Origin of the sequence: Roseateles chitinivorans (genome assembly GCF_050632235.1) — a bacterium.
Classification (GTDB): domain Bacteria; phylum Pseudomonadota; class Gammaproteobacteria; order Burkholderiales; family Burkholderiaceae_C; genus Roseateles; species Roseateles chitinivorans_A.
Window position 1 is genome coordinate 3240200 of sequence record NZ_CP192584.1, and the last position, 26397, is coordinate 3266596.

The 26397-nt window shown below is 67.2% G+C and carries 25 protein-coding genes, 1 tRNA gene and 1 pseudogene; 23 read left to right on the forward strand and 4 right to left on the reverse strand.

Annotated elements, in window-relative coordinates:
* Positions 1-40: 40 nt before the first annotated feature.
* The gene (locus ACQ859_RS14750; protein ID WP_431266400.1) at positions 41-1243 is read right to left on the reverse strand and encodes an amino acid aminotransferase; all 1203 of its coding nucleotides are present in this window, start codon (positions 1241-1243) and stop codon (positions 41-43) included.
* 133 nt (positions 1244-1376) lie between these two features.
* Here ACQ859_RS14750 and uvrB point away from each other — a divergent pair, with 133 nt between their 5' ends.
* The gene (gene uvrB, locus ACQ859_RS14755; RefSeq protein ID WP_431266401.1) at positions 1377-3542 is read left to right on the forward strand and encodes an excinuclease ABC subunit UvrB; all 2166 of its coding nucleotides are present in this window, start codon (positions 1377-1379) and stop codon (positions 3540-3542) included.
* 117 nt (positions 3543-3659) lie between these two features.
* Here the strand turns inward: uvrB and ACQ859_RS14760 are convergent, their stop codons facing one another.
* The 3 genes from ACQ859_RS14760 to ACQ859_RS14770 all read right to left on the reverse strand — a co-directional run bounded on the left by ACQ859_RS14760 (position 3660) and on the right by ACQ859_RS14770 (position 7388).
* Positions 3660-5366, reverse strand: a complete 1707-nt coding sequence (locus ACQ859_RS14760; RefSeq protein WP_431266402.1) for a rhodanese-like domain-containing protein — start codon at positions 5364-5366, stop codon at positions 3660-3662.
* A gap of 49 nt (positions 5367-5415) precedes the next feature.
* Positions 5416-6393 (reverse strand): aliphatic sulfonate ABC transporter substrate-binding protein, encoded by a 978-nt coding sequence (locus tag ACQ859_RS14765; RefSeq protein WP_431266403.1) that lies wholly within the window; start codon positions 6391-6393, stop codon positions 5416-5418.
* Between the two features lie 107 nt (positions 6394-6500).
* Positions 6501-7388 carry a LysR substrate-binding domain-containing protein gene (locus ACQ859_RS14770; protein WP_431266404.1) on the reverse strand — a complete coding sequence of 296 codons (888 nt, stop codon included), beginning with the start codon at positions 7386-7388 and terminating at the stop codon, positions 6501-6503.
* Positions 7389-7520: 132 nt separating this feature from the next.
* Between ACQ859_RS14770 and ACQ859_RS14775 the strand changes: the two genes are divergently transcribed.
* From ACQ859_RS14775 to ACQ859_RS14880, 22 genes and pseudogenes are all read left to right on the forward strand, one after another.
* Positions 7521-7934, forward strand: a complete 414-nt coding sequence (locus ACQ859_RS14775) for a RidA family protein (protein ID WP_431266405.1) — start codon at positions 7521-7523, stop codon at positions 7932-7934.
* 1 nt (position 7935) lies between these two features.
* Positions 7936-9036: an NADH:flavin oxidoreductase gene (locus tag ACQ859_RS14780; RefSeq protein WP_431266406.1), complete on the forward strand. Its 1101-nt coding sequence runs from the start codon at positions 7936-7938 to the stop codon at positions 9034-9036.
* Between the two features lie 174 nt (positions 9037-9210).
* A pseudogene (locus tag ACQ859_RS14785) lies at positions 9211-9674 on the forward strand (low molecular weight protein-tyrosine-phosphatase).
* Between the two features lie 170 nt (positions 9675-9844).
* Entirely contained in the window at positions 9845-10378 is a 534-nt protein-coding gene (locus tag ACQ859_RS14790) for a Fe-S cluster assembly transcription factor (RefSeq protein WP_067273486.1), read from the forward strand.
* Positions 10379-10433: 55 nt separating this feature from the next.
* Positions 10434-11654, forward strand: a complete 1221-nt coding sequence (locus ACQ859_RS14795; RefSeq protein ID WP_431266407.1) for an IscS subfamily cysteine desulfurase — start codon at positions 10434-10436, stop codon at positions 11652-11654.
* 63 nt (positions 11655-11717) lie between these two features.
* Positions 11718-12134 carry a Fe-S cluster assembly scaffold IscU gene (gene iscU / locus ACQ859_RS14800; protein WP_088407462.1) on the forward strand — a complete coding sequence of 139 codons (417 nt, stop codon included), beginning with the start codon at positions 11718-11720 and terminating at the stop codon, positions 12132-12134.
* Positions 12135-12142: 8 nt separating this feature from the next.
* A complete protein-coding gene (gene iscA / locus ACQ859_RS14805) occupies positions 12143-12466 on the forward strand; it encodes an iron-sulfur cluster assembly protein IscA (protein ID WP_067282339.1) in 324 nt (107 codons plus the stop codon).
* 84 nt (positions 12467-12550) lie between these two features.
* Positions 12551-13072: a Fe-S protein assembly co-chaperone HscB gene (gene hscB, locus ACQ859_RS14810; protein WP_431266408.1), complete on the forward strand. Its 522-nt coding sequence runs from the start codon at positions 12551-12553 to the stop codon at positions 13070-13072.
* 64 nt (positions 13073-13136) lie between these two features.
* Complete coding sequence (gene hscA / locus ACQ859_RS14815; RefSeq protein WP_431266409.1) at positions 13137-15005, forward strand: Fe-S protein assembly chaperone HscA; 1869 nt, start codon at positions 13137-13139, stop codon at positions 15003-15005.
* Between the two features lie 58 nt (positions 15006-15063).
* Positions 15064-15402, forward strand: coding sequence for an ISC system 2Fe-2S type ferredoxin (fdx, locus tag ACQ859_RS14820; RefSeq protein ID WP_067273474.1), 339 nt, complete (start codon positions 15064-15066; stop codon positions 15400-15402).
* A 33-nt stretch (positions 15403-15435) separates the two neighbouring features.
* Complete coding sequence (gene tsaD / locus ACQ859_RS14825; RefSeq protein ID WP_431266410.1) at positions 15436-16494, forward strand: tRNA (adenosine(37)-N6)-threonylcarbamoyltransferase complex transferase subunit TsaD; 1059 nt, start codon at positions 15436-15438, stop codon at positions 16492-16494.
* A 41-nt stretch (positions 16495-16535) separates the two neighbouring features.
* A complete protein-coding gene (locus ACQ859_RS14830) occupies positions 16536-17837 on the forward strand; it encodes a branched-chain amino acid ABC transporter substrate-binding protein (RefSeq protein ID WP_431266411.1) in 1302 nt (433 codons plus the stop codon).
* A gap of 244 nt (positions 17838-18081) precedes the next feature.
* On the forward strand, positions 18082-18351 hold the full coding sequence (gene rpsO / locus ACQ859_RS14835; RefSeq protein ID WP_088407458.1) for a 30S ribosomal protein S15: 270 nt from the start codon (positions 18082-18084) through the stop codon (positions 18349-18351).
* Positions 18352-18631: 280 nt separating this feature from the next.
* Positions 18632-20770, forward strand: a complete 2139-nt coding sequence (pnp, locus tag ACQ859_RS14840) for a polyribonucleotide nucleotidyltransferase (RefSeq protein WP_431266412.1) — start codon at positions 18632-18634, stop codon at positions 20768-20770.
* A 37-nt stretch (positions 20771-20807) separates the two neighbouring features.
* Positions 20808-21794: an NAD(P)H-quinone oxidoreductase gene (locus ACQ859_RS14845; RefSeq protein WP_431266413.1), complete on the forward strand. Its 987-nt coding sequence runs from the start codon at positions 20808-20810 to the stop codon at positions 21792-21794.
* A gap of 49 nt (positions 21795-21843) precedes the next feature.
* Entirely contained in the window at positions 21844-22584 is a 741-nt protein-coding gene (gene tpiA / locus ACQ859_RS14850; RefSeq protein ID WP_431266414.1) for a triose-phosphate isomerase, read from the forward strand.
* Between the two features lie 34 nt (positions 22585-22618).
* Complete coding sequence (gene secG, locus ACQ859_RS14855) at positions 22619-23011, forward strand: preprotein translocase subunit SecG (protein ID WP_431266415.1); 393 nt, start codon at positions 22619-22621, stop codon at positions 23009-23011.
* A 134-nt stretch (positions 23012-23145) separates the two neighbouring features.
* Positions 23146-23230, forward strand: a tRNA-Leu gene (locus ACQ859_RS14860).
* A gap of 264 nt (positions 23231-23494) precedes the next feature.
* A complete protein-coding gene (locus ACQ859_RS14865; RefSeq protein ID WP_088407453.1) occupies positions 23495-23854 on the forward strand; it encodes an NADH-quinone oxidoreductase subunit A in 360 nt (119 codons plus the stop codon).
* A 181-nt stretch (positions 23855-24035) separates the two neighbouring features.
* Positions 24036-24512, forward strand: a complete 477-nt coding sequence (locus ACQ859_RS14870; protein ID WP_067067101.1) for a NuoB/complex I 20 kDa subunit family protein — start codon at positions 24036-24038, stop codon at positions 24510-24512.
* 20 nt (positions 24513-24532) lie between these two features.
* Positions 24533-25129 carry an NADH-quinone oxidoreductase subunit C gene (locus tag ACQ859_RS14875; protein WP_431266416.1) on the forward strand — a complete coding sequence of 199 codons (597 nt, stop codon included), beginning with the start codon at positions 24533-24535 and terminating at the stop codon, positions 25127-25129.
* 2 nt (positions 25130-25131) lie between these two features.
* Entirely contained in the window at positions 25132-26388 is a 1257-nt protein-coding gene (locus ACQ859_RS14880) for an NADH-quinone oxidoreductase subunit D (RefSeq protein ID WP_431266417.1), read from the forward strand.
* Positions 26389-26397 lie beyond the last annotated feature (9 nt).

A 26397-nucleotide genomic window follows, 5' to 3' on the forward strand; every position in this document is an offset into this window, starting at 1 on the left:
AGCGCATCGAAGTGTGGTGTCGAGGCGTGGAGGCCGGGAATCAGGCCTTCTTCACCGCGGCGATCGCGGCGGCGACCGGCTTCAGGTTCTTGCTGTTCAACGCGGCGACGCAGATCCGGCCCGAGTCGACGCCATAGACGCCGAACTCCGAACGCAGGCGCTGCATCTGCTCGGCCGACAACCCGCTGTAGCTGAACATGCCCTTCTGGCGGGTGACGTAGCTGAGGTCGTCGGTGATGCCGGCGGCCTTGAGTTCCGTCACGAGCGCTTCGCGCATCTGCTTGATGCGCACGCGCATGCCGGCCAGTTCCTCTTCCCACTGGGCGCGCAGCGCCGGGGTCGACAGCACGGTGGCCACGACCTGCGCGCCGTGCGTCGGCGGGTTGGAGTAGTTGGTCCGGATGACGATCTTGAGCTGGCTCAGGACCTTGGCCGTCTCTTCAGCGGAGGCGCAGACCACGCTCAGCGCGCCGACGCGCTCGCCGTAGAGCGAGAAGCTCTTGGAGAAGCTGGTCGACACGAAGAAGTCCAGGCCGGCGTCCAGGAACTGCTGGATCACGGCGCCGTCCTCGGCGATGCCTTCGCCGAAGCCTTGGTAGGCCATGTCGAGGAAGGCGACGAGATTCTTGGCCTTGACGACCTCGACCACCTGCGCCCATTGCGCGGGCGTCAGGTCGTAGCCGGTCGGGTTGTGGCAGCAGGCGTGCAGGACGACGACCGTGCCGGCCGGCGCGGCATTGAGCGCCGACAGCATGCCGTCAAAGTTGATGCCGCGGTTGGCGGCGTCGTAGTAGGGGTAGGTCTCGACCGGGAAGCCGGCGTTGGTGAACAGCGCGCGGTGGTTTTCCCAGGACGGATCGGAGATCAGCACCGTGGCGCCCGGGTTCAGGCGCTTGAGGAAGTCCGCACCGATCTTCAGGCCGCCGGTGCCGCCGATGGCCTGCACGGTCGCCACGCGCTTGCTCTTGAGCACGTCGCTGTCGGCGCCGAAGACCAGGCCCTGGACTGCCAGGTCGTAGGCGGCGATGCCGTCGATGGGCAGGTAGCCGCGCGGCTTGGGGGCGGCCTGCATCTGCGCTTCCGCGGCGGCCACGCAGGCCAGCAGCGGCAGCTTGCCGTTGTCGTCGTAGTAGACGCCGACGCCCAGGTTGACCTTGCCGGGATTCGGGTCGGCGTTGAATTGCTCGTTCAGACCCAGGATGGGGTCGCGAGGGGCCATGGCGACGGCGGCGAACAAGGACATGGAGGCTTTCCTGACAAACGGTGGAGAGGACTGCGCTACGCTGTCGCGTCCTGACGCCCGAGGCGCCTCCTGAGCGCCCAGCGAAGCCCGCCGATTGTAGGCAGGGAACATGCGTTGCCCCTGGGAAACCCTGATGAGCCGTTCTACCGTCGCCAAGCCTGAAACCTCCGTCGCCAAGGGGGAGAAACCTGCCCTGCCAGAGGCGGACGCCGCCGGCGCGGGCGAGCCGCCGAAGGGCGAATTCGTCTCTTTCGAAGGCTCTCCCTTCCAGCTCTTCCAGCCGTACCCGCCGGCGGGCGACCAGCCGACGGCCATCCAGGGGCTGGTGGACGGCGTCAACGACGGCGAAAGCTTCCAGACGCTGCTGGGCGTGACGGGCTCGGGCAAGACTTTCACCATGGCCAACACGATCGCGCGTCTCGGACGCCCGGCGATCGTCTTCGCGCCCAACAAGACGCTGGCGGCGCAGCTGTACAGCGAGTTCCGCGAGTTCTTCCCCAAGAATGCGGTCGAGTACTTCGTCAGCTACTACGACTACTACCAGCCCGAGGCCTACGTCCCGCAGCGTGACCTGTTCATCGAGAAGGACAGCGCGATCAACGAGCAGATCGAGCAGTTGAGACTGTCCTGCACGAAGAGCCTGCTGGAGCGGCGCGACGTGGTGATCGTGGCCTCGGTGTCGGCGATCTACGGCATCGGCAACCCGAGCGACTACCACCAGATGGTGATGACGCTGCGGGTCGGCGACAAGGTCGGCCAGCGCGACGTGATCCAGCAGCTGGCGCGCATGCAGTACACGCGCAACGAGATGGAATTCACCCGCGGCCACTTCCGCGTGCGCGGCGACACGATCGATGTGTTCCCGGCCGAGCACTCGGAGCTGGCGCTGCGGATCGAACTCTTCGACGACGAGGTCGAAGGCCTGGTGCTCTTCGATCCGTTGACCGGCCAGATCCGGCAGAAGATCCCGCGCTTCACCGTCTATCCGTCGAGCCATTACGTGACGCCGCGCGACCGCGTGGTCGCCGCGATCGAGACGATCAAGGAGGAACTGCGCGAGCGCGTCGCCTTCTTCATCAAGGAGGGCAAGCTCGTCGAGGCGCAGCGGCTGGAGCAGCGCACCCGCTTCGACCTGGAGATGCTCCAGGAGGTCGGCCACTGCAAGGGCATCGAGAACTACACGCGCCACCTGTCGCAGGCCGCGCCCGGCGATCCGCCGCCGACGCTGGTGGACTACCTGCCGCCCGACGCGCTGATGTTCCTGGACGAGAGCCACGTGCTGATCGGTCAGTTCGGCGGCATGTACAACGGCGACCGGGCGCGCAAGAGCACGCTGGTCGAGTACGGCTTCAGACTGCCGTCGGCGATGGACAACCGGCCGCTGAAGTTCGAGGAGTATGAGCGCAAGATGCGCCAGGCCATCTTCGTCAGCGCGACGCCGGGCGACTATGAGAAACGCCAGGCCGGCAACGTGGTCGAGCAGCTGGTGAGACCGACGGGACTGGTGGATCCGGTCGTCGAGGTGAGACCGGCCGTGCATCAGGTCGACGACGTGCTGCAGGAGATCCGCGACCGCGTCGAGATCCACGAGCGCGTGCTGATCACGACGCTGACCAAGCGCATGGCCGAGCAGTTGACCGAATACCTCAGCGACAACGGCGTGAAGGTCCGCTACCTGCACTCGGACATCGACACGGTGGAGCGGGTGGAGATCCTGCGCGACCTGCGGCTCGGCACCTTCGACGTGCTGGTGGGCATCAACCTGCTGCGCGAGGGCCTGGACATCCCCGAGGTGTCGCTGGTGGCGATCCTGGACGCGGACAAGGAAGGTTTCCTGCGTGCGGAACGCAGCCTGATCCAGACCATCGGGCGGGCCGCGCGGAACGTGAACGGCAAGGCGATCCTCTACGCGGATCGCATGACCGAGTCGATGAAGAAGGCCATCGGCGAAACCGAACGCCGCCGCGCCAAGCAGGTGGAGTTCAACACGGCCAACGGCATCACGCCGCGCGGCGTGGTCAAGCGCATCCGCGACCTGATCGACGGGGTCTACAGCGACAAGCCGGGACGCGATGACGCCAAGGTGATCCACGACGCGGCCGAGGTCGAGGCGCTGAGCGAGAAGGACCTGAGCAAGCGCATCACCCAGCTGGAGAAGCAGATGCTGGAGCACGCGCGCAACCTGGAGTTCGAGAAGGCCGCGCGGTTGCGCGACCAGCTCTCTCAGCTCAAGGAACAGGCGTTCGGCGCGGCGGTGCACGACAACGTCGTGCCGATCACCGCGGGCAAGGGGAAGTAAGACGCTTCCGGTCGAAGTCCCTCGACGTCGATCGGCCAAGCGCGGGCTCTCCACGGGGCATGGGGCCTCGCGTCCGCGAACCCCAAGCCCCATTCCGGCCCCACGGAGGCCCGTTGACTACGGGTTCGGGATCGTGGCGTCGGTGTCGATCACACGGAAGAAGTGCGTGCCGTCACGCTCGAGTTGTGCGATCAGCCCGAATTCCCAGTCGAGGTAGGCCTGCATCGCGTCGCGCGCGTGGTTCGTGCCCTCATAGGGGCGGCGATAGCGGTCGTCGCGGGGGAAGGCCAGACGCGGGTTCGCGGATTCGATCGGCAGTCCCGCGTCGTACCAGGCGGACGTGCCGCCTTCGAGCACCAGCAACTCCCGCCCTTCTGCGGCCAGTTCGGCCGCGAGATCCGCGGCGACGAAACGCGGGAGCACGCCCAGATTGCCGGTGAGCACGACGCGACGCGCATGCGGGATGACGTTCCGGAGCGCGTCCGCGAGCCGCGCCCGCGGGCTCCACCAGGCGCCCGGAATGTGCCTGACGATGTAGGTGATGCTAGGCGCCACATCGACGACGACAGTGTCGGGCTGCTCGCGATCCGCCTCTTCGGCGCGCCAGCGGGCCAACTCGGCGGGCGTGACGGTCGCGACCGTCGGCGACAGCGGTTGCGGCGGCAGGTCGGGGCCGGTCTCGGTATGAGCGGCGGCGTCGGGCGGCAGTACGGCGACTTCCCAGCCCATCTGCGCGAGCCAGGCCGCCGCCATCGGCGCCCGGATGCCGTCGTCGTCGGCGAGCACGATGCGGGCGCCTCGCACCGGCACGTGGTGATCGGTCTCCTGGACGAGCTGTCCACCCGCGGCGTTGCGGAACCCGGGACGGTGTCCTCGACCATATTCGGCGGCGCTGCGGACATCGAAGCGATAGGTCGAGCGCCGCGCGTCGGCCAGCCAGTCCGCGAGGACCGATGCGTCGATGCGCTGCACGTGTGCCCGTCGGGCGAGGGCGGCGGCGCCTTCTCTTGCGGCGCTCTGATCACCCACCGGCACATCCTCGTGCGAACGGCCCTGGCCCTGCGCCAGCGTGAGCCCGGCGAGCGTCCAGCCGATCGTGCCGTTGCGCAGCGCCGCGACGGGATTCGGGATGCCCGCGTCGATCAGCGACTGTGCCCCGATCAGGCTGCGGGTGCGTCCGGCGCAGTGCACGACGATCGTCGTCGACGGATCCGGCGCAAGGTCGCGCGCGCGGCGAACCAGCTCGCCGCCTGGCGTGCTGATCGAGCCGGGCAGGCTCATCGTGCGGTACTCGTCGAAGCGGCGGGCGTCGAGCAGCACGATGTCGTCGCGGCGCGCCAGGCGCGCCTGGACCTCTTCCGCCGGCAATGACGGCGTGTGGCGGCGCGCTTCGACGAGCTCGCCGAAGGCCTTGCTCGGGACGTTGACGTCACGGAAGAGCTCGAGGCCGGCGTCGCGCCAGGCGCTGAGGCCGCCCGCGAGCAGGGCGACGTCGGTGTAGCCGAGCGACTGCAGCTTGCGCGCCGACGGTGCCGCGACGCCCTCGCCATCGTCGTAGATCACGATGGGCACGTCGCGGCGCGGGAGTCGGCCCCAGGCGTCGAGTTCCAGTCGCGAGGCCGCCAGATTGGCGGCCCACAGGGGATGGGCTTCGGCGTAGGCGGCCTCCTCGCGGACATCGAGCAGGGCGATCTCGACGCGCGCGAGCAGTGCGGCGCGGACGTCGGCGGGCGTGCGCGTCGGCAGCGGTGTCGGGTGCTTCGGCGCGGGCGGACGGGGCAGGCCTTGGGCTGGCGTCGTCGTGTCGGAGTTCAGGACGGACATGGCAATGACTCCTTGCAGTCGGTCGATCATTCGGTCGTTCGGGCGCGGCTCAAGCCGGGCGCCAGACCGGCGATTCCTGGATGGCGACGCGTCGCGGCAGGATCTGCGCGCCACTGAAGGCGTCGGCGATGCGCTGCTGCTCGGACAGCGATTCCGCATCGACGGGGCGGACGGCATACGTGCGGCGCTCGTTGGCAGCGGCGACGATGGCGGCGTCGAGGCCGAGCACCGGCGCATGCCACTCGGCGGCCGCGGCGGGGTTCTTCTTCACCCACTCACCGGCGCGCTGGAGTTCGTCGTAAACGCGTTGGAGCACCTCGGGATTCTGCTGCGCGAACGAGGTGGCCGCGAGATAGAAGCGCCGGTAGGCGGCGATGCGGGTGCCGTCGACCAGGATGCGGGCGCCGGATTGGCGCTGCACGGCGGCCAGGAACGGGTCCCAGACCACCCACGCGGCGATGGCACCGTTCTCGAAGGCGGAGCGGCCGTCGGCGGGATTGAGGTAGGCGGGCTCGATGTCGCGGATGGACAGGCCCGCCTGGCTCAGCGCTTCCAGCAGCAGGTAGTGCGCGCCGGCGCCCTTGGCGAAGCCGATCTTCTTGCCCTTCAACTGCGCGACGCTGGTGATCGGCGAATCCTTGCGGACCACGATGGCCTGCGCGGTCGGCGAGGGTGTCTCGATGGCGTAGTAGGTGAGCTTGGCGCCGGCGGCGAGCGCGAACGGCGGGACGGCGTCGGCCACGTCCGCGCTGAGGTCGAGCGCGCCGATGTTGAGCGCCTCCAGCAGCGGCAGCCCGGAGGTGAACTCATGCCAGCTGACGGTGACCTGCTGCGGCGCGAGCGTCTTCTCCAGGATGCCGCGCGACTTCAGGAACAGCGTCAACGTGCTGGACTTCTGGTAGCCGATGCGCAGGGTCCTGGCGTCGGCGGCGAGAGCCGGGAGCGCGGGCAGGGCGGTGGCGCCCGCGAGGGCGGCGGCCTGAGCCAGCCATTGGCGGCGGGAGGTCGAAACGGCGGAGGAGGACATGGCGGGGGGAACTCTCAATCACGAGGAAACAGGAGACCACCGCAGCCTAGGGATCCTCGTCATGGGCTGGAACGAAGCAAAGCGAGGATCGATAATCGCCGCTGGCGTCAGGAGAGTGCCGCCTGCGCCTTCAGCCAGGCCACGACGGCCTCCGCGCTGGCGGACGGTCTGCGTTCCTTGCTGAGGGCCACGTGGTAGGTGTGTCCTGTGATCGCCGGGCCGAAAGGCTGGACGAGGTGGCCGGCCGCGAGTTCGTCGGCAATCAGGGCCTGACTCACCAGCGCGACGCCGTGGCCGGCAACCGCGGCCTGGATCGCATGCCCTTCGTCCGAGAAGCGCAACTGGCCCGCCGATGACAGACCTTCGACGCCGGCTGCGGCAAACCAGCGCTCCCACGTGGGGTTCTCCGGTTGCGCGCGTTTCCAGTCGAAATGGATCAGCGGCACGCGCGTCAGGTCGGCGATGGATCGCACCGCCAATCGAGGATTCGCCACCGGCGCGAAGTGATCCGTGAACAGCGGCTCGACCGTGAGCTCGGGGTAGGGGCCTCGTCCGTAGCGGATGGCGATGTCCACGGCCGTGGAGCGCAGGTCGACCACGTCGTCCGAGGCCTGCAGTTGCAAGTCGATGCCCGGTTGCAGGCGCCGGAAGTCCGCCATTCGCGGCACCAGCCATTTCACCGTGAAGGCGTTCGTCGCCGAGATCGCCACCTGCGGGCGTCGACGCGGTTGCGTCAAACGCTCCAACGCAGCTTGGAACGCGTCAAGTCCATCCCGCAGCACGGGGTAGAGCTGTGCACCGGCCTCGGTGAGCGTCACCCGCCGCACCTGGCGCTCGAACAGCGAGACGCCACTGAGCGCTTCCAGGCCGCGGATCTGGTGACTGATTGCCGTCGACGTGACGGCGAGTTCCTCCGCGGCGGCTTTGAAACTGCCCAGTCGCGCCGCCGCCTCGAAAGCACGCAACGCGGAAAGCGGAAGCGACCGGCGGTCCATGCATGCGCCCTACGGATGAGATTGATTCATCTTACGCCTGACAATTGAACCTTTGTCGCGCCTCGTCGCCCTCTCTATCGTTCTCCCACGGACGGCACATCGTCATCCGAAACGAATGAGAGGAATGCAACCATGCTGGAACGCGTCATCACGACTCCCGACCCCTATGAACCCTTCCTGCTGTCGCAGGGCATCAAGGTGGGCGGTCTTCTGTTCATCTCTGGCCAGGCGGGGGCAGGCGACGACGGCAAGATCGTCCGGGGTGGCTTTCTCGCGCAGGGCGAGCAGGCCTTCGCGAACCTGCGCCGGGCGCTCGAAGCCGGCGGCTCGAGCTTGAAGCACGTCATCAAGGTCACCATCTTCGTGACCGACATGGGGCACTTCGACGATGTCGTGACCCTGCGCCGCAAGTTCTTCTCGGCGCCGTATCCGGCCGACACGATCGCGGAGATCAAGGCGCTCTACACGCCGGACGCAATGATCGAGATCGAAGCCATCGCCGCGGTGGCAGGCGCTCCCGCCGTGGCCGACGGTCAGGAGCGCTGAGATGACCGTATCAAGCCTGTTCTCTCCGGCTGCGCTGGGGCCGCTCCAGATCGCCAACCGGATGGCCGTAGCCCCGATGACGCGTGTCAGCGCGCTGGCGGACGGCCGGGCGACACCCCGGATGGCCGAGTACTACGCCGAATTCGCCGCGGGCGGCTTCGGTCTCGTGATCACGGAAGGGATCTATACCGATCGGGCGTTCGCGCAGGGGTATCTCCATCAGCCTGGATTGGCGGATGAGGCGCATCGCGACGCTTGGCGGCCAATCGTCGACCGCGTTCATGCGGCAGGCGGAAAGATCGTCGCCCAGTTGATGCACGCGGGAGCGATCTCGCAAGGGAACCCGCATCGGGTGCCAGCGAAGGGGCCGTCGGCGATCCAGCCGGCGGGCGCGCAGATGTCCTTCTATCGCGGAGAAGGGCCGTATCGGATGCCGGAGGAGATGTCGGCTGAAGAGGTCGCAGAGGCGATCGACGGTTTCGCGAGCGCGGCGGTGCGGGCGCGGGAGGTGGGCTTCGACGGCGTGGAGATCCACGGTGCGAATGGCTACCTGCTCGACCAGTTCCTCACCGAGCACACGAATCAGCGGTCGGACGGCTACGGCGGCGATCTGAGGGCACGCTTGAGGCTGGGCGTCGACACGATCCAGGCTGTCCGTCGCGCGGTAGGGGTGGACTTCGCCGTGGGCTATCGGGTGTCGCAAGGCAAGGTCAACGATTTCGCGCACAAGTGGCGCGGCGGCGAGGCGGACGCGGCGACCGTGTTCCGCACGCTGTCGGCGACGCCGATCGACTACCTCCACACGACGGAGTTCGAAGCCTGGCAGCCTGCCTTCGGCGAGGGGCCGAGCCTGGCGTTGCTGGCGCAGCGCCACGGCTCGGTGCCGGTGATCGCGAACGGCTCGCTGCATGACGCAGGCCGGGCGGCCGACATGCTTGATCGCGAGGAGGCGACCGTGATCGCGCTGGGTCGCGGCGCGCTGACGCATGCGGACTGGCCGCGTCGCGTCCGTGACGGCCTCCCGGTGGAGGCGTTCAATCGCGCGCTGCTGTCGCCGATCGCGGATCTGGCGAACGCGGATCGGCTGCGTCCTGGGCGCTGACGGCCTTGTCCTCCAGGGCCCATGCCAGCAGCGCAGCGGTTTTCTCGTCACCGAGGTCGATCAACTGCAAACGGGCGACGCGGATGGTTTCGATTTGCGAGAGGCTCATGGCAGCTTTCCAAAGGTTGGGAACGGTGGAAGGGCAAATCCCGGGCCAAGCCACAATACCCCCTCATGGCTGCCGAGCTCTCCATCCTCTTTGTTTGCACTGGAAACATCTGTCGCTCTCCAACCGCTGAGGGCGTGCTCCGCCATCAACTGACGGCCTTGGGCCTGGCGGACCGCGTGCTTGTCGACTCCGCCGGCGTCCAGGGCTGGCATGCCGGCGAGGCCCCGGACGAACGCTCCCAAGACCACGCCCTAAAAAGGGGCTATGAGCTGGGCGATCAACGGGCGCGCGCGCTCCGCACCGATGATTTCGAGCGCTTTGATCTGCTGATCGCCATGGACGGCGGCCACCTGCGCGAACTCCGCCGACGCTGTCCTGCTGCGCTGCAGCACCGGATTTCCCTGCTTCCGGGGAGATCGAGGTACCAGATCCGTATTACGGCGGTGCGGACGGATTCGAGCAGGTGCTCGATCTGCTGGAGTCCGGATGCGGTCGTCTGGCCCAGATCGCGGCCAGCCGCCTGGGCTGAACAGGCCCCCTCAGTCCCTGTCCGGGGTAACCCGAGCAAGCTTCTTCTTAATTGAGTAAAATGGTCGGACTTAGCGGGGGTTAACCCTCTGCTCCGTGAGTCGACCCGGCGTCAGCCGAGCCGCCGCCTCCATGTCCTGTAGCCCGACACGGGCGCCAAGGAGAAGTTCGATGCGTCTCACCACCAAAGGTCGTTTTGCCGTCACCGCGATGATCGATCTGGCCCTGCGCGAAAACGGCGGGCCCGTCGCGCTGGCGGCGATCAGCCAGCGCCAGCAGATCTCGCTGTCCTATCTGGAGCAGCTGTTCGGCAAGCTCCGCCGCCACCAGCTGGTCGAATCCACCCGCGGTCCCGGCGGCGGTTATTCGCTGGGCCGCCGCTCCGATGAGATCACCGTCGCCGACATCATCGTCGCCGTCGACGAACCCATCGACGCCACCGGCTGCGGCGGCAAGGAAAACTGCATGGGCGACGACACCGGCCGCTGCATCACGCACGACCTGTGGACGGCGCTCAACAACAAGATGATCGAGTACCTCGACTCGGTCACGCTGCGCAAGCTCGTCGACGACCAGCTCGCCAAGGGCGTCACCGTCGAGGAAGCGCCGATCAAGCGCGCCATCTCGAGCACCCCCGTCGTCAAGCCCATCCGCATCACCGCGCCGAATTCCGTGTTCGCGCTCGGTAATGCGATGAGCAAGTGATTCCGGCCCTCCGGTCCACGTCAACCATTCAGTAGTCGACAAGAAGAACGTTCCCATGGACATGACCCCGCACTTCCCCATCTACATGGACTACGGCGCCACCACGCCGGTGGACCCGCGCGTCGTCGACGCGATGATTCCGTGGCTGCGCGAGCACTTCGGCAATCCGGCGTCGCGCAGTCACGCGTGGGGCTGGGAGGCGGAAGAGGCCGTGGAGAAGGCGCGCGTCGAAGTCGCCAAGCTGATCGGCGCGGATCCGCGCGAGATCGTCTGGACCTCCGGCGCGACCGAGTCGAACAACCTCGCCATCAAGGGCGCGGCCAACTTCTACCAGTCGCGCGGCAAGCACCTGATCACGATCAAGACCGAGCACAAGGCCGTGCTCGACACGACGCGTGAGCTGGAGCGCCAGGGCTTCGAGGTCACCTACCTCGACGTCAAGGAAGACGGCCTGATCGACCTGGACGTGCTGAAGGCGGCCATCCGCCCCGACACGATCCTGATCTCGGTGATGTTCGTGAACAACGAGATCGGCGTGATCCAGGACATCCCGACCATCGGCGCGCTGTGCCGCGAGAAGGGCATCGTCTTCCACGTCGACGCCGCGCAGGCCACCGGCAAGGTCGAGATCGACCTGACCACGCTGCCCGTCGACCTGATGAGTCTGGCTTCGCACAAGTCCTACGGCCCCAAGGGCATCGGCGCCCTGTACGTGCGTCGCAAGCCGCGCGTGCGCCTGGAAGCGCAGATGCACGGCGGCGGTCACGAGCGCGGCCTGCGTTCGGGCACGCTGCCGACGCACCAGATCGTCGGCATGGGCGAAGCCTACCGCATCGCCCGCGAGGAGATGGCCACCGAGCTGCCCCGCATCAAGGCGCTGCAGCAGCGCCTGCTGGACGGCCTGAAGGACATCGAGCAGGTGTTCCTCAACGGCGACCTGACCCGCCGCGTGCCCCACAACGTCAACGCCTCGTTCAATTACGTCGAGGGCGAGTCGCTGATCATGGGCATCAAGGGCATCGCCGTGTCGTCGGGTTCGGCCTGCACGTCCGCGAGCCTGGAACCGAGCTACGTGCTGCGCGCCCTGGGTCGCAGCGACGAGTTGGCGCATTCCTCGCTGCGCATGACGATCGGCCGTTTCACGACCGAAGAGGAAATCGACTACGCCGTCTCGCTGCTGAAGGACCGGGTCGCCAAGCTGCGCGAACTGTCCCCGCTGTGGGACATGTACAAGGAAGGCGTCGACATCAGCACCATCCAGTGGGCGGCGCATTGAGCGTCCGCTGACGGCGAAACGAACGACGCAGTTCATCAAGACAAAGTTGTTGGAGAACACGACATGGCATACAGCGACAAGGTCATCGACCACTACGAGAATCCCCGCAACGTGGGCGGCTTCGACAAGGGCGACGAGTCCGTCGGCACCGGCATGGTCGGCGCGCCGGCCTGCGGCGACGTGATGAAGCTCCAGATCAAGGTCAACCCCGCGACCGGCCTGATCGAGGACGCCAAGTTCAAGACCTACGGCTGCGGTTCGGCGATCGCGTCGAGCTCGCTGGTCACCGAGTGGGTCAAGGGCAAGACGCTGGATCAGGCGCTGTCCATCAAGAACAACCAGATCGCGGAAGAACTGGCCCTGCCGCCGGTGAAGATCCACTGCTCGATCCTGGCGGAAGATGCGATCAAGGCCGCGGTGGACGACTACCGCGCCAAGCACGGTCAGAACGCCGACGCAGGCGCGACCGCGACGGCCTGAGGTCCATGATGTCCGTCACCCTGACCGAAGCCGCGGCGCGGCACGTCACGCGCTACATCGCCAAGCGCGGTCGTGGCGTGGGCGTGCGCCTGGGCGTGAAGACCACCGGCTGCTCGGGCCTGGCCTACAAGCTGGAGTACGCCGACGAGGTGGCCCCCGAGGACGTGATCTTCGAAGGCCATGGCGTGAAGGTGCTGATCGACCCGAAGAGCTTGCCGTACCTGGATGGCACCGAGCTGGACTTCGTCCGCGAGGGCCTGAACGAGGGCTTCAAGTTCCGCAATCCTCGCGAAAAGGATCGCTGCGGCTGCGGCGAGTCCTTCCGCGTCTGAGTTCGCTAGCGAGAGAAGGCGCGGCCACGGTGCCGCGCTTTTTTGTTCGTGCGATTGATTCGGCTTCGCGCCGAGCGTGAGTTCATGAAACTCGACGACGACGACTTCATCCTCTTCGGACTGCCGCAGCGCTTCGCGCAGGACGGCGCCGAGATTGCCGAGCGCTGGAAGGCGCTCGCGGCCAAGGTGCATCCGGACCGCTTCGCCGCCGACGGCGCGGCGTCGCAACGCCTGGCGATGCAATGGGCGCTGCGCGTCAACGAGGCGCACCAGCGCCTGCGCGATCCGCTCAAGCGCGCGTCCTACCTCTGCGAGCTGCGCGGCGCGCCTATCCAGGCCAACGAGAACACCCGGATGCCCGCGGCGTTCCTGATGGAGCAGATGGAATGGCGTGAGTCGCTCGACGAGGCGAAGACGCCCGATGCGATCCTCGCCATCGACAAGCAGGTCGCCGACCGCGAGCGCGCGCTGCTGGCGCAGGCCGGCCGCCAGCTCGACGACGAGGGCAACGCCGCCGGCGCCGCCGAGTCGGTGCGCGCGCTGATGTTCCTGGCGCGTTTCCGCTCGGACATCGACCATCGACTCGACACGCTTGAGCATTCCTGAGGCCGGAACGACCACGAGCGCCCGGGATCGCCTCATCGACATCCGAAGAACAAGACAACACACCATGGCCCTGCTGCAAATCTCCGAACCCGGCGCGTCGCCCGATCCCCATCAGCGCCGCATCGCGGTGGGCATCGACCTCGGCACGACGCATTCGCTGGTGGCGTCGGTGCGCCACGGCGTCGCCGAGTGCCTGCCGGACGACCAGGGCCGCGTGATCCTGCCGTCGGCCGTGCGCGTGATGCCGGAAGGCCGCCGCCAGTTCGGCTACGACGCGCTCGCCGCGCAGGCCGAGGATCCGGAGAACACCATCGTCTCGGTGAAGCGCTTCATGGGCCGCCGCCTCGACGACATCGCGAACCGCGACAAGCTCCCGTACCGCTTCGAGGACACGCCCGGCATGCTGAGCGTGGCCACGCGCGAGGGCCTGAAGTCGCCGGTCGAGATCAGCGCGGAGATCCTGGCCACGCTGCGCCAGCGTGCCGAAGACACCTTCAACGACGACCTGTTCGGCGCCGTCATCACGGTGCCCGCGTACTTCGACGACGCGCAGCGCCAGGCGACCAAGGATGCCGCGCAGCTTGCGGGCCTGAACGTGCTGCGCCTGATCAACGAGCCCACCGCCGCCGCGATCGCCTACGGACTCGACACCGGCAACGAGGGCCTCTATGCCGTCTACGACCTGGGCGGCGGCACCTTCGACATCTCGCTGCTGCGCCTGACGAAGGGCGTGTTCGAAGTGGTCGCCACCGGTGGCGACGCGCAGCTCGGCGGCGACGACTTCGATCGCCTGCTGGCCGACTGGGCGCTGGCGCAGGCGGGCCTGCGCGTGAGCAGCGCGGCGGACAAGCGCCGCGTGCTGGTCGCGGCGCGCGAAGCCAAGGAATCGCTGACCGACCACGAGCGCGTGACCTTGAGCGCCACGCTCGACGCCGGCGCGCTGAGCGTCGAGGTCTCGCGCGGCCAGTTCGACGAACTGGCCCAGCCGCTGGTCAACAAGACACTGCTGGCCGTGCGCCGCGTGCTGCGCGACGCAAAGGTCGCCGCGGACGAGGTGCAGGGCACGGTGATGGTGGGCGGTTCCACGCGCATGCCGATCGTGCGCCGCGTCGTCGGCGAGCTGTTCGGCCGCGAAGTCCTGACCGACCTGAATCCCGACGAAGTCGTCGCGCTGGGCGCGTCCGTGCAGGCCAATCAACTGGCCGGCAACAGCTCGGACGGCGAGATCCTGCTGCTGGACGTGATCCCGCTGTCGCTGGGGCTGGAAACCATGGGCGGCCTGGTCGAGCGCATCATCGAGCGCAACGCCACCATCCCCGTGGCGAAGGCGCAGGACTTCACCACCTTCAAGGACGGTCAGACCGCGCTGGCGGTGCACGTGCTGCAAGGCGAGCGTGAGCTGGTGAGCGAGTGCCGCTCGCTGGCGCGCTTCGAGCTGCGCGGCATTCCGCCGATGGTGGCCGGTGCCGCCCGCATCCGCGTGACCTTCCAGGTCGACGCCGACGGCCTGCTGAGCGTTTCCGCGCGCGAGCTGGGCTCGGGCGTCGAGGCGGCGGTGCAGGTCAAGCCGAGCTACGGCCTCTCCGACGATCAGATCGCGACGATGCTGCGCGAAGGCTTCGCCAGCGCCGAGGGCGACATGGTCGCCCGCAAGCTGCGCGAAGCGCGCGTCGACGCCGAGCGCATGATCCTCGCGACCCAGTCCGCGCTGCGCGCCGACGGCGACCTCCTCAGCGACGCCGAACGCGCCGAGATCGCCGCGCTGCAGACGGACCTGCTCGCGAAGGCGCAGGCCGACGACGCGGTCGCGGATGCCGACGCGATCACCGCCGCCGTCGAGGCGCTGGCCAAGGGCACCGAGGCCTTCGCCGCCGCGCGCATGAACCGCGGCATCCAGCAGGCCCTCACCGGCCTCAGCATCGACCAGGTCTGAACGCAAGCCGACGCCCAGCCGGAAAAGCTCCGCTCGCCAGCCTCAAGGACACCTCCCCATGCCCGTCATCAAGATCCTTCCCCATCCCGAATACGCGCCCGAAGGCAAGTCGATCGAGGCCCCCTCCGGCACGACGATCTGCGAGGCGATGCTCGACAACCACATCGACATCGAGCACGCCTGCGACCAGGTCTGTGCCTGCACGACCTGCCACGTGATCGTGCGCGAGGGCTTCGCGTCCCTGTCCGAAATGGAAGAGAACGAGGAAGACATGCTGGACCGCGCCTGGGGCCTGGAGCCCAACTCGCGCCTGTCCTGCCAAGCCATCCTGTCCAACAAGGACGTGACGGTCGAGATCCCCAAGTACTCGATCAACCACGCCAAAGAAAACCATTGAGCCTTCGCCCTGCGAAGCGGAACGACTGATCCCATGCGCGTCCTCGGCATCGAATCCTCCTGCGACGAAACCGGCGTGGCGCTGGTCGACGCGTCCGGCGACGGCGTGCCGACGCTGCTCGCGCATGCGCTGCACAGCCAGATCACGATGCACCAGGCGTATGGTGGTGTCGTGCCCGAGCTGGCCTCGCGCGACCACATCCGCCGCGTGCTGCCGTTGACCCGCGAGGTGCTCGCGGCCGCCGGGCTATCGCTGGCGGATGTCGACGTCGTCGCCTACACGCAGGGGCCGGGTCTTGCCGGCGCGCTGCTGGTGGGCGCGGGCGTCGCCGCGTCGCTGGGTGCGGCGCTCGATCGGCCGGTGATGGGCATCCATCACCTCGAAGGGCATCTGCTGTCGCCGTTCCTCTCAGCGGATCCGCCGGAGTTCCCGTTCGTCGCACTGCTGGTATCCGGCGGCCACACGCAGCTGATGCGTGTCGACGACGTCGGCAGCTACGAGTTGCTTGGCGAGACCATCGACGATGCCGCCGGCGAAGCCTTCGACAAGTCCGCCAAGCTGCTCGGCCTGCCGTATCCCGGCGGCCCGCATCTGTCGAAGCTGGCGGAGCTGGGGAATCCGGAGGCCTTCACGCTGCCGCGTCCGCTCATGCACAGCGGCAAGCCGGACTTCAGCTTCGCCGGTCTGAAGACGGCGGTGCTGACGCAGGTCCGCAAGCTCGAAGCACAACCCGGTGGCATCACCGAGCCGCAGCGCGCCGATCTGGCAGCCTCGACGCAGGCCGCCATCGTCGAGGTGCTGGTCAAGAAGGCGCTGCTCGCGCTGAAGGAGACCGGCCTGAAGCGCCTGGTCGTGGCGGGCGGCGTCGGCGCCAACAAGCGCCTGCGCGAACAGTTGGATGCGGCCTGCGAGAAGCGCCGCGTGCGCGTCCACTATCCCGAGTTGCACCTGTGCACGGACAACGGCGCCATGATCGCGCTCGCGGCCGGCCTGCGCTTGCAGCGCGACATGGCGAACCTGACGCGCGGCGGTGGCTTCGAGGTCAAGCCGCGCTGGGATCTGTCGCAACTCGCCAGCCTGGCCCAGCTGTGAGGCCTTGGACGAGGAGGGCGGTGGTCGCGTTGACCGCCGCGATGGCTGTCCTGTCCGTGGTGACGGACGTCGCGTTCGCACAATCCGCTCCGACGTCGACGCTGGATCCTTCGTCGGCCCTTGTCGCAGACGTCGCTTCCTCGACGCCGATCCGGCTCGCATTGATCGAAGGCCTGTCCGGTCCACTCGGCAACGGTGGCGAGGCCGTGTTCCGCAACCTCGTCTGGGCGACCGAACGTGTCAACGCGCGCGGCGGCGTGAAGCTGCCGGGCGGCGCGCGGCGCCTGGAGATCGTGCGCTTCGACAGCAAGGGCTCCGTCGAGGAGTCGCTGTCGATGCTGCGCTCGGCGACGGACCAGCGCATCCCGGTGGTCCTCCAGGGCAACAGCTCCGCCGTGGCGGGCGCGCTGATCGGCGCGCTCGAGCGCCACAACGCCCGCGAGCCCGACCGCCGCGCGCTGTTCCTCAACTACGCGGCCGTCGATCCGGCGCTGACCGGCGCGCAGTGCAGCTTCTGGCGCTTCCGTTTCGATGCCCACACCGACATGCGCCTGGCGGCGCTGGTCGAGGTGATCGCCCAGGACAAGCACCTCAAGCGCCTCTACCTGATCGGCCAGGACTACAGCTTCGGCCAGCATCTGCGCGAGCAGGCGAGGGCGATGCTGGCCGAGCGACGCCCCGACCTGCAGATCGTCGGCGACGAGCTTCATCCGCTCGGCCGCGTGAAGGATTTTCTGCCCTACGCGACCAAGATCCGTACCAGCGGCGCCCAGGCGGTGCTCACCGGGAACTGGGGGAACGACCTGACGCTGCTGATCAAGGCGGCGAAGGACATCGGGCTCGACGCGCGCTTCTACACCTTCTACGGCAATGCGCTGGGCGTGCCCGGCGTGCTGGGCGAGGCGGGCGTCGATCGCGTGCTGGCGGTGGCCGAGTGGCACCCCAACGTCGGCACCGCGGACTCGGAGCGCTTCTACGCGGCGTTCCGCCAGCGCTTTCCGAAGCCGGAGCACGCCTATCTCCATGCGCGGATGCAATTGATGATCGAGATGCTGGTCGCCGCGATGGAGAAGGCCGGCAGCACGGACCCGAAGGCGGTCGCGCTGGCGCTGGAGGGCCTGAAGCTCGACGGCCGGCCGCTCGGCGTCGCCCACCAGGGCTGGATGCGGCCCGCGGACCACCAGCTCCAGCAGCCGCTGTACGTCAGCGTCATGCGCCGCGCCGGCGAGGCCGGGACGCCGCACGACAACGAAGGCTCCGGCTACGGCTTCCGCACGTTACGCTTCTTCGATACCGCTCAGGCGCAGCAGCCGTCCGTCTGCCGGATGGCGCGCCCCCGCTGAATCCTCGGTCCGCAGGGGCCATGCGCCGGGCGAGGTTCGCCGGGCGATGGTGAATCAGATATACTCCGTGGGTTTTTCGCCAGCTCCCAGGGTTAGTCCCCAAGAGTGGTGGAATGCAATCAGCACGACACGGGTCGGTTTCACCTGTGATCGCAAGTCAAACCTCGGAAACCGTCTGCGCACTTGACGCCTTCACGGGCATGCCGGCGGACCTTCCGAATCATTCCGGAACAAGGAACGCATCATGTCCAGCTTCGACCAAAACAAGGCCGAGATCGTCAAGGCCAACGCGCGCAGCGCCAACGACACCGGCTCGCCGGAAGTGCAAGTGGCCCTGCTGACCGCGCGCATCAACGAACTGACCCCCCACTTCAAGCTGCACGCCAAGGACCACCACGGCCGTCGCGGTCTGCTGAAGATGGTCAACGCGCGCAAGAGCCTGCTGGCCTACCTGAAGAAGAAGGACGCCGACCGTTACACCGCCCTGATCCAGAAGCTGGGTCTGCGCAAGTAATCGGCGCATGAAAGCAAAGAGCCTGATTGGTCTGACTCCAACAGGCTCTTTGTCGTTTCTGCGTGCCGTCGGCCGGAGTGTTCCGGCAGGCGGCCCGACCGGTCAGCGGACCGGTCACACAACGGAGTTGAACTGACGTGGCGCCGATGTGTCATTCCAGAGCGCTTGCCGGCACCGGCCGCAGGCAGCCGCTCTGGAATGGCATCCCGCCAAACCCAGTTTCACTCCCGGTCCTGCGCCGCACCGTGAGCGGCGCATCCCTGAACTGAGGAGAACTCGAATGAGCATGTTCAACAAGGTCGTGAAGACCTTCCAATGGGGCCAACATCAAGTCGTGATGGAGACCGGCGAGATCGCCCGTCAATCCTCCGGCGCCGTGCTGGTGAACATCGAGGACACCGTGGTGTTGGCGACCGTCGTCGCCAAGTCCTCCCCGAAGGCCGGCCAGGACTTCTTCCCGCTGACCGTCGACTACATCGAGAAGACCTACGCCGCCGGCAAGATCCCCGGCAGCTTCTTCAAGCGTGAAGGCCGTCCGAGCGAACTCGAGACCCTGACCTCGCGCCTGATCGACCGCCCGATCCGCCCGCTGTTCCCGGAAGGCTTCTTCAACGAAGTCCAGGTCGTGGTCCACACGGTGTCGCTGAACCCTGAAGTCCAGGCCGACATCGCCGCCCTGATCGCCACCAGCGCCGCGCTGGCCATCTCCGGCATCCCGTTCAACGGCCCGATCGGCGCCGCCCGCGTGGGCTACGTCAACGGCGAGTACGTGCTGAACCCGGGCAAGACCCAGCTGCTCGACTCCAAGCTGGACCTGGTCGTCGCCGGTACCGAAGCCGCCGTGCTGATGGTCGAGTCCGAAGCTGACCAGCTCAGCGAAGACATCATGCTGGGCGCCGTGACCTTCGGTCACGACCAGGGCAAGACCGCCATCGCCGCGATCAACGACCTGGTCCGCGACGCCGGCAAGCCGTCCTGGAACTGGGCCGCCCCGGCCAAGGATGAGGCCTTCATCGCCAAGGTGACTGCCCTGGCCGAGGAAGAGCTGCGCGCGGCCTACCAGATCCGTTCGAAGCAGGCCCGCACCGAAGCCTGCCGCTCGGCCTACTCGAAGGTCAAGGCTGCCCTGACGGCCGAAGGCACCGAGTTCGACGGCGTCGAAGTCGACGGCCTGCTGTTCGAGATCGAAGCCCGCATCGTGCGCGGCCAGATCCTGGCCGGCGAGCCGCGCATCGACGGTCGCGACACCCGCACCGTCCGCGCCATCGAGATCCGCAATGGCGTGCTGCCGCGCGCCCACGGCTCGTCGCTGTTCACCCGCGGCGAAACGCAGGCGCTGGTCGCCGCGACGCTGGGCACCGACCGCGACGCGCAGACCATCGACGCGCTGGCCGGCGAGTACTCCGAGCGCTTCATGCTGCACTACAACATGCCCCCGTTCGCCACCGGCGAAACCGGTCGCGTGGGCAGCCCCAAGCGCCGCGAAATCGGCCACGGCCGTCTGGCCAAGCGCGCGCTCGTCGCCGTGCTGCCGACCAAGGAAGACTTCCCGTACTCGATCCGCGTCGTCTCGGAAATCACCGAGTCCAACGGCTCCTCGTCGATGGCGTCGGTCTGCGGCGGCTGCCTGTCGCTGCTGGACGCCGGCGTGCCGCTGAAGGCGCACGTCGCCGGCATCGCCATGGGCCTGATCAAGGACGCCAACCGCTTCGCCGTGCTGACCGACATCCTGGGCGATGAAGATCACCTGGGCGACATGGACTTCAAGGTGGCCGGCACGACCTCGGGCATCACCGCGCTGCAGATGGACATCAAGATCCAGGGCATCACCAAGGAGATCATGCAGGTCGCCCTGGCGCAGGCCAAGGAAGCCCGTCTGCACATCCTGGAAGCCATGGTCGGCGCGCAAGGCGCGGCCAACGCCGAGATCTCGCAGTTCGCGCCCCGCCTGTACACGATGAAGATCAATCCGGAGAAGATCCGTGACGTGATCGGCAAGGGCGGCGCCACCATCCGCGCGCTGACCGAAGAGACCGGCACGCAGATCGACATCGGCGAAGACGGCACGATCACGATCGCGTCGACCGACGGCGCCAAGGCCGAGATCGCCAAGAAGCGCATCGCCGAGATCACCGCGGAAGCCGAGATCGGCAAGGTCTACGAAGGCCCGGTCACCAAGATCCTGGACTTCGGCGCGCTGGTCAACATCCTGCCCGGCAAGGACGGCCTGCTGCACATCAGCCAGATCGCGCACCAGCGCGTCGAGAAGGTCACCGACTTCCTGAGCGAAGGTCAGATCGTCAAGGTCAAGGTGCTCGAGACCGACGAGAAGGGCCGCATCAAGCTGTCGATGAAGGCGCTGCTGGACCGCGACGCTCCGGCGCCGCACCAGGGCCACGGCGAAGGCTCGGGCGAGTAATCGTCCTGCCCTCCGGCACCTCGCGTCACCTCGCGCCATGAAAGCGATCGCCATCACCCAGCCCGGCGGACCGGAGGTCCTGCAACTGGTCGAGCGTGCCGACCCCGTCGCCGGGGTTGGCGACTGCTTGATCCGCGTGCAGGCCTACGGCATCAACCGCCCGGACGTGCTGCAGCGCAAGGGCGCGTATCCGGCGCCGGCCGGTGCCAGCGATCTTCCAGGTCTGGAAGTCGCGGGCACCGTCGAGTCGGGTGACGCTCAGGCATTGGCCGCCGCCGGCCTGAAGGTCGGTGATGCGGTCTGCGCGCTGGTCGCGGGTGGTGGTTATGCCGAGCTCTGCGTCGCACCGGTGGCCCAGTGCCTGCCGGTGCCCGCGGGCTGGAGCATGGTCGAGGCGGCGAGCCTGCCGGAAACCTTCTTCACCGTCTGGAGCAACGTCTTCGAACGCGCGCGCCTGCAGCCCGGCGAAAGCCTGCTGGTCCATGGCGGCAGCAGCGGCATCGGCGTGACGGCGATCCAGCTGGCGAAGGCGCTGGGCTCGATGGTGCTGGTCACCGTCGGCAACGTGGACAAGGCGAAGGCCTGCCTGGCGCTCGGCGCCGACGTCGCGATCAACTATCGCGACCAGGACTTCGTCGAGGAAGTGAAGGCGGCGACGAACGGTCGCGGCGTCGACGTGATCCTGGACATGGTCGCCGGCAGCTATGTCGCGCGCAACGTGCAGTGCCTGGCCGACGACGGCCGTGCCGTGATCATCGCGGTGCAGGGCGGCGTGAAGGCGGAGTTCGATGCGGGTCAGGTCTTGCGCCGCCGGCTGACGATCACCGGCTCCACGCTGCGTCCGCGTCCGATCGCCTTCAAGGCCGGCATCGCCCGCGCGCTGCGTGAGCGCGTGTGGCCGCTGCTCGAGTCGCGGACGATCTCGCCGGTGATCTTCAGGCAATTGCCCGCGTCGGAAGCCGCCGCGGCGCATGCGCTGATGGAATCGGGCGAGCACGTCGGCAAGATCGTGCTGAGCTGGTGAGCGGTTCCGCTCATCCGCAGGATTTTTCGGATTCAAGGGAGTTGATCTGATGCGCAAGAAACTGGTGGTCGGCAACTGGAAGATGCACGGCACCCGTGCGTCCAACGCCGTGCTGCTGGCGGGCCTCAAGGAAGCGGGTCCGTGGAACGCCCAGGTCGCCGTGTGCGTGCCGTTCCCGTACATCACGGACACGGCGCTCGCGCTGACCGGCACGCAGGTCGCGTACGGTTCGCAGGATGTATCCACGCACGAGCAGGGCGCCTACACCGGCGAGGTGTCGTCGGCCATGCTGGCGGACCTGGGTTGTCGCTACGCGATCGTCGGCCATTCGGAGCGCCGCGCGTACCACGCTGAAAGCGATCAGCTGGTCGCCGACAAGGCCAAGGCCGCGCTGGCGCACGGCGTCACGCCGATCGTCTGCGTCGGCGAGACGCTGGCCGAGCGCGAGGCGGGTCGCACCGAGGAAGTCGTCAAGCGCCAGCTCGCGGCGGTCATCCATACGCTGACGCACTGCATCGGCGAGATCGTGGTGGCTTACGAGCCGGTCTGGGCGATCGGCACGGGCCTGACGGCCACGCCGGAGCAGGCCCAGCAGGTCCATGCGCTGCTGCGCCAGCAGCTGCGCGCGGCCACGCAGAAGGCCGATCAGATGCAGATCCTGTACGGCGGCAGCGTCAAGCCCGACAACGCCCCCCAACTGTTTGCGCAGCCGGACATCGATGGCGGCCTCATCGGAGGCGCCGCGCTGAAGGCGGTTGATTTCGCGGCGATCTGCCGCGCTGCCGGCTGAAGCCCGGCGTTCAAGGTTCCTGGAGAAAATAGCAATGCAAGTGATGATGAATCTGGTCCTGGTGCTGCAACTGATTGCAGCCCTGGCAATGATCGGCCTGGTGCTGGTCCAGCACGGCAAGGGCGCCGACATGGGCGCGTCGTTCGGCAGCGGCGCCTCGGGCTCGCTGTTCGGCGCCACCGGCAGCGCGAACTTCCTGTCGCGCTCGACGGCCGTCGCGGCGACGATCTTCTTCGTGTCGACGCTGGCGCTGGCCTACATGGGCAGCCACCGCGAAGGCGGCATCGGTTCGGGTCCGTCGGCGGGCGAGCAGCTGCTCGAACGTGCGGCCAACCCCGCCGCGCCGGCCTCGGCTGCGGTGCTGCCGGGTGCCTCGATCGCTCCTCAAGCGGCGCCTTCGGCTGCCGCTTCCGGCGCATCGAACTGATGGGGCTGGGCGGCAAGCGCAAGCACCTCGACAAAATTGCTTTGGTTTCCTTTTGGAGCTTGAAAAGCACTATAGAATTCGAGGCTGTCTGAAGCGCAAACCGTCAAGACAAGGTCACTGAAAGGTGATCACAAGCCGACGTGGTGAAATTGGTAGACACGCTATCTTGAGGGGGTAGTGGCGAAAGCTGTGCGAGTTCGAGTCTCGCCGTCGGCACCAGAATAAATCGGCCTGCCATGGTCTTCGCGATCTAGCCGGAAAGCCGGATCGACAAGCGATCAAGCAGGTTGAGGACTCGGGAAATTCCAGCGCACAACGGGTGTGCGAATTTCCAGAGGACAAGGCGGGCGCGGTCCGTGAGCGATTGGATAATCGCTGGCGGCGCGCCCGTTGCTTTTGCCGAATCGTTGGTCGGCCCCGGCCCGCCAATCTTCGGTGACACGTCGGGAATTGGTTTTCCCGGCCATAAAACGAGAGCAAGTCGTGAGCCTGGAACAATACCTGCCCGTCATCCTTTTCATCCTGGTCGGTTGCGGAGTGGGTATCGCTCCGCAAGTGCTGGGCTTCCTGGCGGGCCCGCGTCGCCCTGACGCGGCAAAGAACAGCCCCTACGAATGCGGCTTCGAGGCCTTCGAGGACGCGCGCATGAAATTCGACGTGCGCTACTACCTCGTCGCCATCCTCTTCATCCTCTTCGATCTGGAAATCGCCTTCCTGTTCCCGTGGGCGGTCTCGCTGCGCGAGATCGGTCCGACGGGCTTCTGGGCGATGATGATCTTCCTGGGCATCCTGGTCGTGGGCTTCGCCTACGAATGGAAGAAGGGCGCGCTCGACTGGGAGTGACGACCGACGGCGGATCCGCGATGACGCGCCGGATCCGTGAACGCATCAGGACACGGCGCCCGTTCAGGGCGCGTGTCCGTTAGGGAAGGGCAACGCGTCAGCGCGGCGTTAATGTGACTCTCACGCAGCGACCGCAGTCCGACGTGCCTTCTCCGCTGATCTCGAAAGATGGGAATTCGATATGGGTAACGAAGGCGTATTGAAGGAAGGCTTCATGACCACCCAGCTGGACAAGCTGGTGAACTGGTCCAAGACCGGTTCGTTGTGGCCGATGACCTTCGGTCTCGCCTGCTGCGCGGTCGAGATGATGCACGCGGGCGCCGCCCGCTACGACATCGACCGTTTCGGCATGCTGTTCCGTCCCAGCCCGCGCCAGTCCGACCTGATGATCGTGGCCGGCACGCTGTGCAACAAGATGGCGCCGGCGCTGCGCAAGGTCTACGACCAGATGGCCGAGCCGCGCTGGGTGCTGTCCATGGGCAGCTGCGCCAACGGCGGCGGCTACTACCACTACAGCTATTCGGTGGTCCGCGGCTGCGACCGCATCGTCCCGGTCGACGTCTATGTCCCGGGCTGTCCGCCGACCGCCGAGGCGCTGCTCTACGGCATCCTGCAGCTGCAGGCCAAGATCCGTCGCGAGAACACCATCGCTCGCTGAGCAGAAGCAGGCTGACTCCCATGACCCTCAAACTCGATACCCTGCAGGCGGCGCTGCACAGCGTGCTGGGCGACCAGATCGTCGCGTTCAAGCGCGAACTGGGTGAAATCACGATCACCGTCGCGGCCAAGGACTACTTCAACGTCGCCAAGCTGCTGCGCGACCACTCGGAGCTGCGCTTCGAGCAGCTGATCGACCTGTGCGGCGTGGACTACTCCGCCTACAAGGACGGCGCCTACGAAGGCGCACGTTTCGCGGTGGTCTCCCACCTGCTGTCGATCAACAAGAACTGGCGCCTGCGCCTGAAGGTCTTCGCGCCGGAGGACGACTTCCCGTCGGTCGCCGCCGTGACGCCGATCTGGAACGCCGCCAACTGGTTCGAGCGCGAAGCGTTCGACCTGTACGGGATCATCTTCGAAGGCCATGAAGACCTTCGTCGCATCCTGACCGATTACGGTTTCATCGGCCACCCGATGCGCAAGGACTTCCCGGTGACGGGCCATGTCGAGATGCGTTACGACCCCGAGCAGAAGCGCGTGATCTACCAGCCGGTGACCATCGAGCCGCGCGAGATCACGCCGCGCGTGATCCGCGAAGACAACTACGGGGGCCTGTGAGCATGCCAGCCGAAATCAAGAACTACACCCTGAACTTCGGCCCGCAGCATCCGGCCGCGCACGGCGTGCTGCGCCTGGTGCTGGAGCTGGACGGGGAAGTCATCCAGCGCGCCGACCCGCACATCGGCCTGCTGCACCGCGCCACCGAGAAGCTGGCGGAAACGAAGACCTTCATCCAGTCGCTGCCCTACATGGACCGCCTCGACTACGTGTCGATGATGTCCAACGAGCACGCGTACTGCCTGGCCATCGAGAAGATGCTCGGCCTGGAAGTGCCGGAGCGCGCGCAGTACATCCGCGTGATGTTCGCCGAGCTGACCCGCATCCTGAACCACCTGCTCTGGCTGGGCGCGCACGGCATCGACTGCGGCGCGATGAACATCCTCATCTACTGCTTCCGCGAGCGTGAGGACATCTTCGACATGTACGAGGCGGTCTCGGGCGCGCGCATGCACGCGGCCTACTTCCGTCCGGGCGGCGTGTACCGCGACCTGCCGGACGCGATGCCGCAGTACAAGGTCAGCAAGATCAAGAACCAGAAGGCCATCGACAAGCTCAACGAGAACCGTCAGGGCTCGCTGCTGGACTTCATCGAGGACTTCTGCAACCGCTTCCCGGCCAACGTCGACGACTACGAGACGCTGCTGACCGACAACCGCATCTGGAAGCAGCGCACGGTGGGCATCGGCGTCGTGACGCCCGAGCGCGCGCTCAACCTGGGCCTGACCGGCCCGATGCTGCGCGGCTCCGGCATCGCGTGGGACACGCGCAAGACGCAGCCCTACGACGTGTACGGCAAGATGGACTTCGACATCCCGGTCGGCACCAACGGCGACACCTACGACCGCTACTGCGTGCGCGTCGAGGAGATGCGCCAGTCCAACCGCATCGTGCAGCAGTGCGTGAAGTGGCTGAAGGCCAACCCGGGTCCGGTCATCACCGACAACCACAAGGTCGCTCCCCCGAGCCGCGTGGCGATGAAGACCAGCATGGAAGAGTTGATCCACCACTTCAAGCTGTTCACCGAAGGCTTCCGCGTCCCCGAGGGCGAGGCCTACGCGTCGGTCGAGCATCCGAAGGGCGAGTTCGGCATCTACCTGATCAGCGACGGCGCCAACAAGCCGTACCGGCTGAAGATCCGCGCGCCGGGTTATTCGCACCTGGCGGCGCTGGACGAGATGGCCCGCGGACACATGATTGCCGACGCGGTGGCCGTGATCGGCACGATGGACATCGTGTTCGGTGAAATTGACCGTTGAGTGGTGACC

Bases quoted from the DNA above. Each gene is read 5' to 3' on its own strand.
- ACQ859_RS14750 (WP_431266400.1), bottom strand. From the start codon at position 1,243: ATGTCCTTGTTCGCCGCCGTCGCCATGGCCCCTCGCGACCCCATCCTG.
- uvrB (WP_431266401.1), top strand. From the start codon at position 1,377: ATGAGCCGTTCTACCGTCGCCAAGCCTGAAACCTCCGTCGCCAAGGGG.
- ACQ859_RS14760 (WP_431266402.1), bottom strand. From the start codon at position 5,366: ATGTCCGTCCTGAACTCCGACACGACGACGCCAGCCCAAGGCCTGCCC.
- ACQ859_RS14765 (WP_431266403.1), bottom strand. From the start codon at position 6,393: ATGTCCTCCTCCGCCGTTTCGACCTCCCGCCGCCAATGGCTGGCTCAG.
- ACQ859_RS14770 (WP_431266404.1), bottom strand. From the start codon at position 7,388: ATGGACCGCCGGTCGCTTCCGCTTTCCGCGTTGCGTGCTTTCGAGGCG.
- ACQ859_RS14775 (WP_431266405.1), top strand. From the start codon at position 7,521: ATGCTGGAACGCGTCATCACGACTCCCGACCCCTATGAACCCTTCCTG.
- ACQ859_RS14780 (WP_431266406.1), top strand. From the start codon at position 7,936: ATGACCGTATCAAGCCTGTTCTCTCCGGCTGCGCTGGGGCCGCTCCAG.
- ACQ859_RS14790 (WP_067273486.1), top strand. From the start codon at position 9,845: ATGCGTCTCACCACCAAAGGTCGTTTTGCCGTCACCGCGATGATCGAT.
- ACQ859_RS14795 (WP_431266407.1), top strand. From the start codon at position 10,434: ATGGACATGACCCCGCACTTCCCCATCTACATGGACTACGGCGCCACC.
- iscU (WP_088407462.1), top strand. From the start codon at position 11,718: ATGGCATACAGCGACAAGGTCATCGACCACTACGAGAATCCCCGCAAC.
- iscA (WP_067282339.1), top strand. From the start codon at position 12,143: ATGTCCGTCACCCTGACCGAAGCCGCGGCGCGGCACGTCACGCGCTAC.
- hscB (WP_431266408.1), top strand. From the start codon at position 12,551: ATGAAACTCGACGACGACGACTTCATCCTCTTCGGACTGCCGCAGCGC.
- hscA (WP_431266409.1), top strand. From the start codon at position 13,137: ATGGCCCTGCTGCAAATCTCCGAACCCGGCGCGTCGCCCGATCCCCAT.
- fdx (WP_067273474.1), top strand. From the start codon at position 15,064: ATGCCCGTCATCAAGATCCTTCCCCATCCCGAATACGCGCCCGAAGGC.
- tsaD (WP_431266410.1), top strand. From the start codon at position 15,436: ATGCGCGTCCTCGGCATCGAATCCTCCTGCGACGAAACCGGCGTGGCG.
- ACQ859_RS14830 (WP_431266411.1), top strand. From the start codon at position 16,536: ATGGCTGTCCTGTCCGTGGTGACGGACGTCGCGTTCGCACAATCCGCT.
- rpsO (WP_088407458.1), top strand. From the start codon at position 18,082: ATGTCCAGCTTCGACCAAAACAAGGCCGAGATCGTCAAGGCCAACGCG.
- pnp (WP_431266412.1), top strand. From the start codon at position 18,632: ATGAGCATGTTCAACAAGGTCGTGAAGACCTTCCAATGGGGCCAACAT.
- ACQ859_RS14845 (WP_431266413.1), top strand. From the start codon at position 20,808: ATGAAAGCGATCGCCATCACCCAGCCCGGCGGACCGGAGGTCCTGCAA.
- tpiA (WP_431266414.1), top strand. From the start codon at position 21,844: ATGCGCAAGAAACTGGTGGTCGGCAACTGGAAGATGCACGGCACCCGT.
- secG (WP_431266415.1), top strand. From the start codon at position 22,619: ATGCAAGTGATGATGAATCTGGTCCTGGTGCTGCAACTGATTGCAGCC.
- ACQ859_RS14870 (WP_067067101.1), top strand. From the start codon at position 24,036: ATGGGTAACGAAGGCGTATTGAAGGAAGGCTTCATGACCACCCAGCTG.
- ACQ859_RS14875 (WP_431266416.1), top strand. From the start codon at position 24,533: ATGACCCTCAAACTCGATACCCTGCAGGCGGCGCTGCACAGCGTGCTG.
- ACQ859_RS14880 (WP_431266417.1), top strand. From the start codon at position 25,132: ATGCCAGCCGAAATCAAGAACTACACCCTGAACTTCGGCCCGCAGCAT.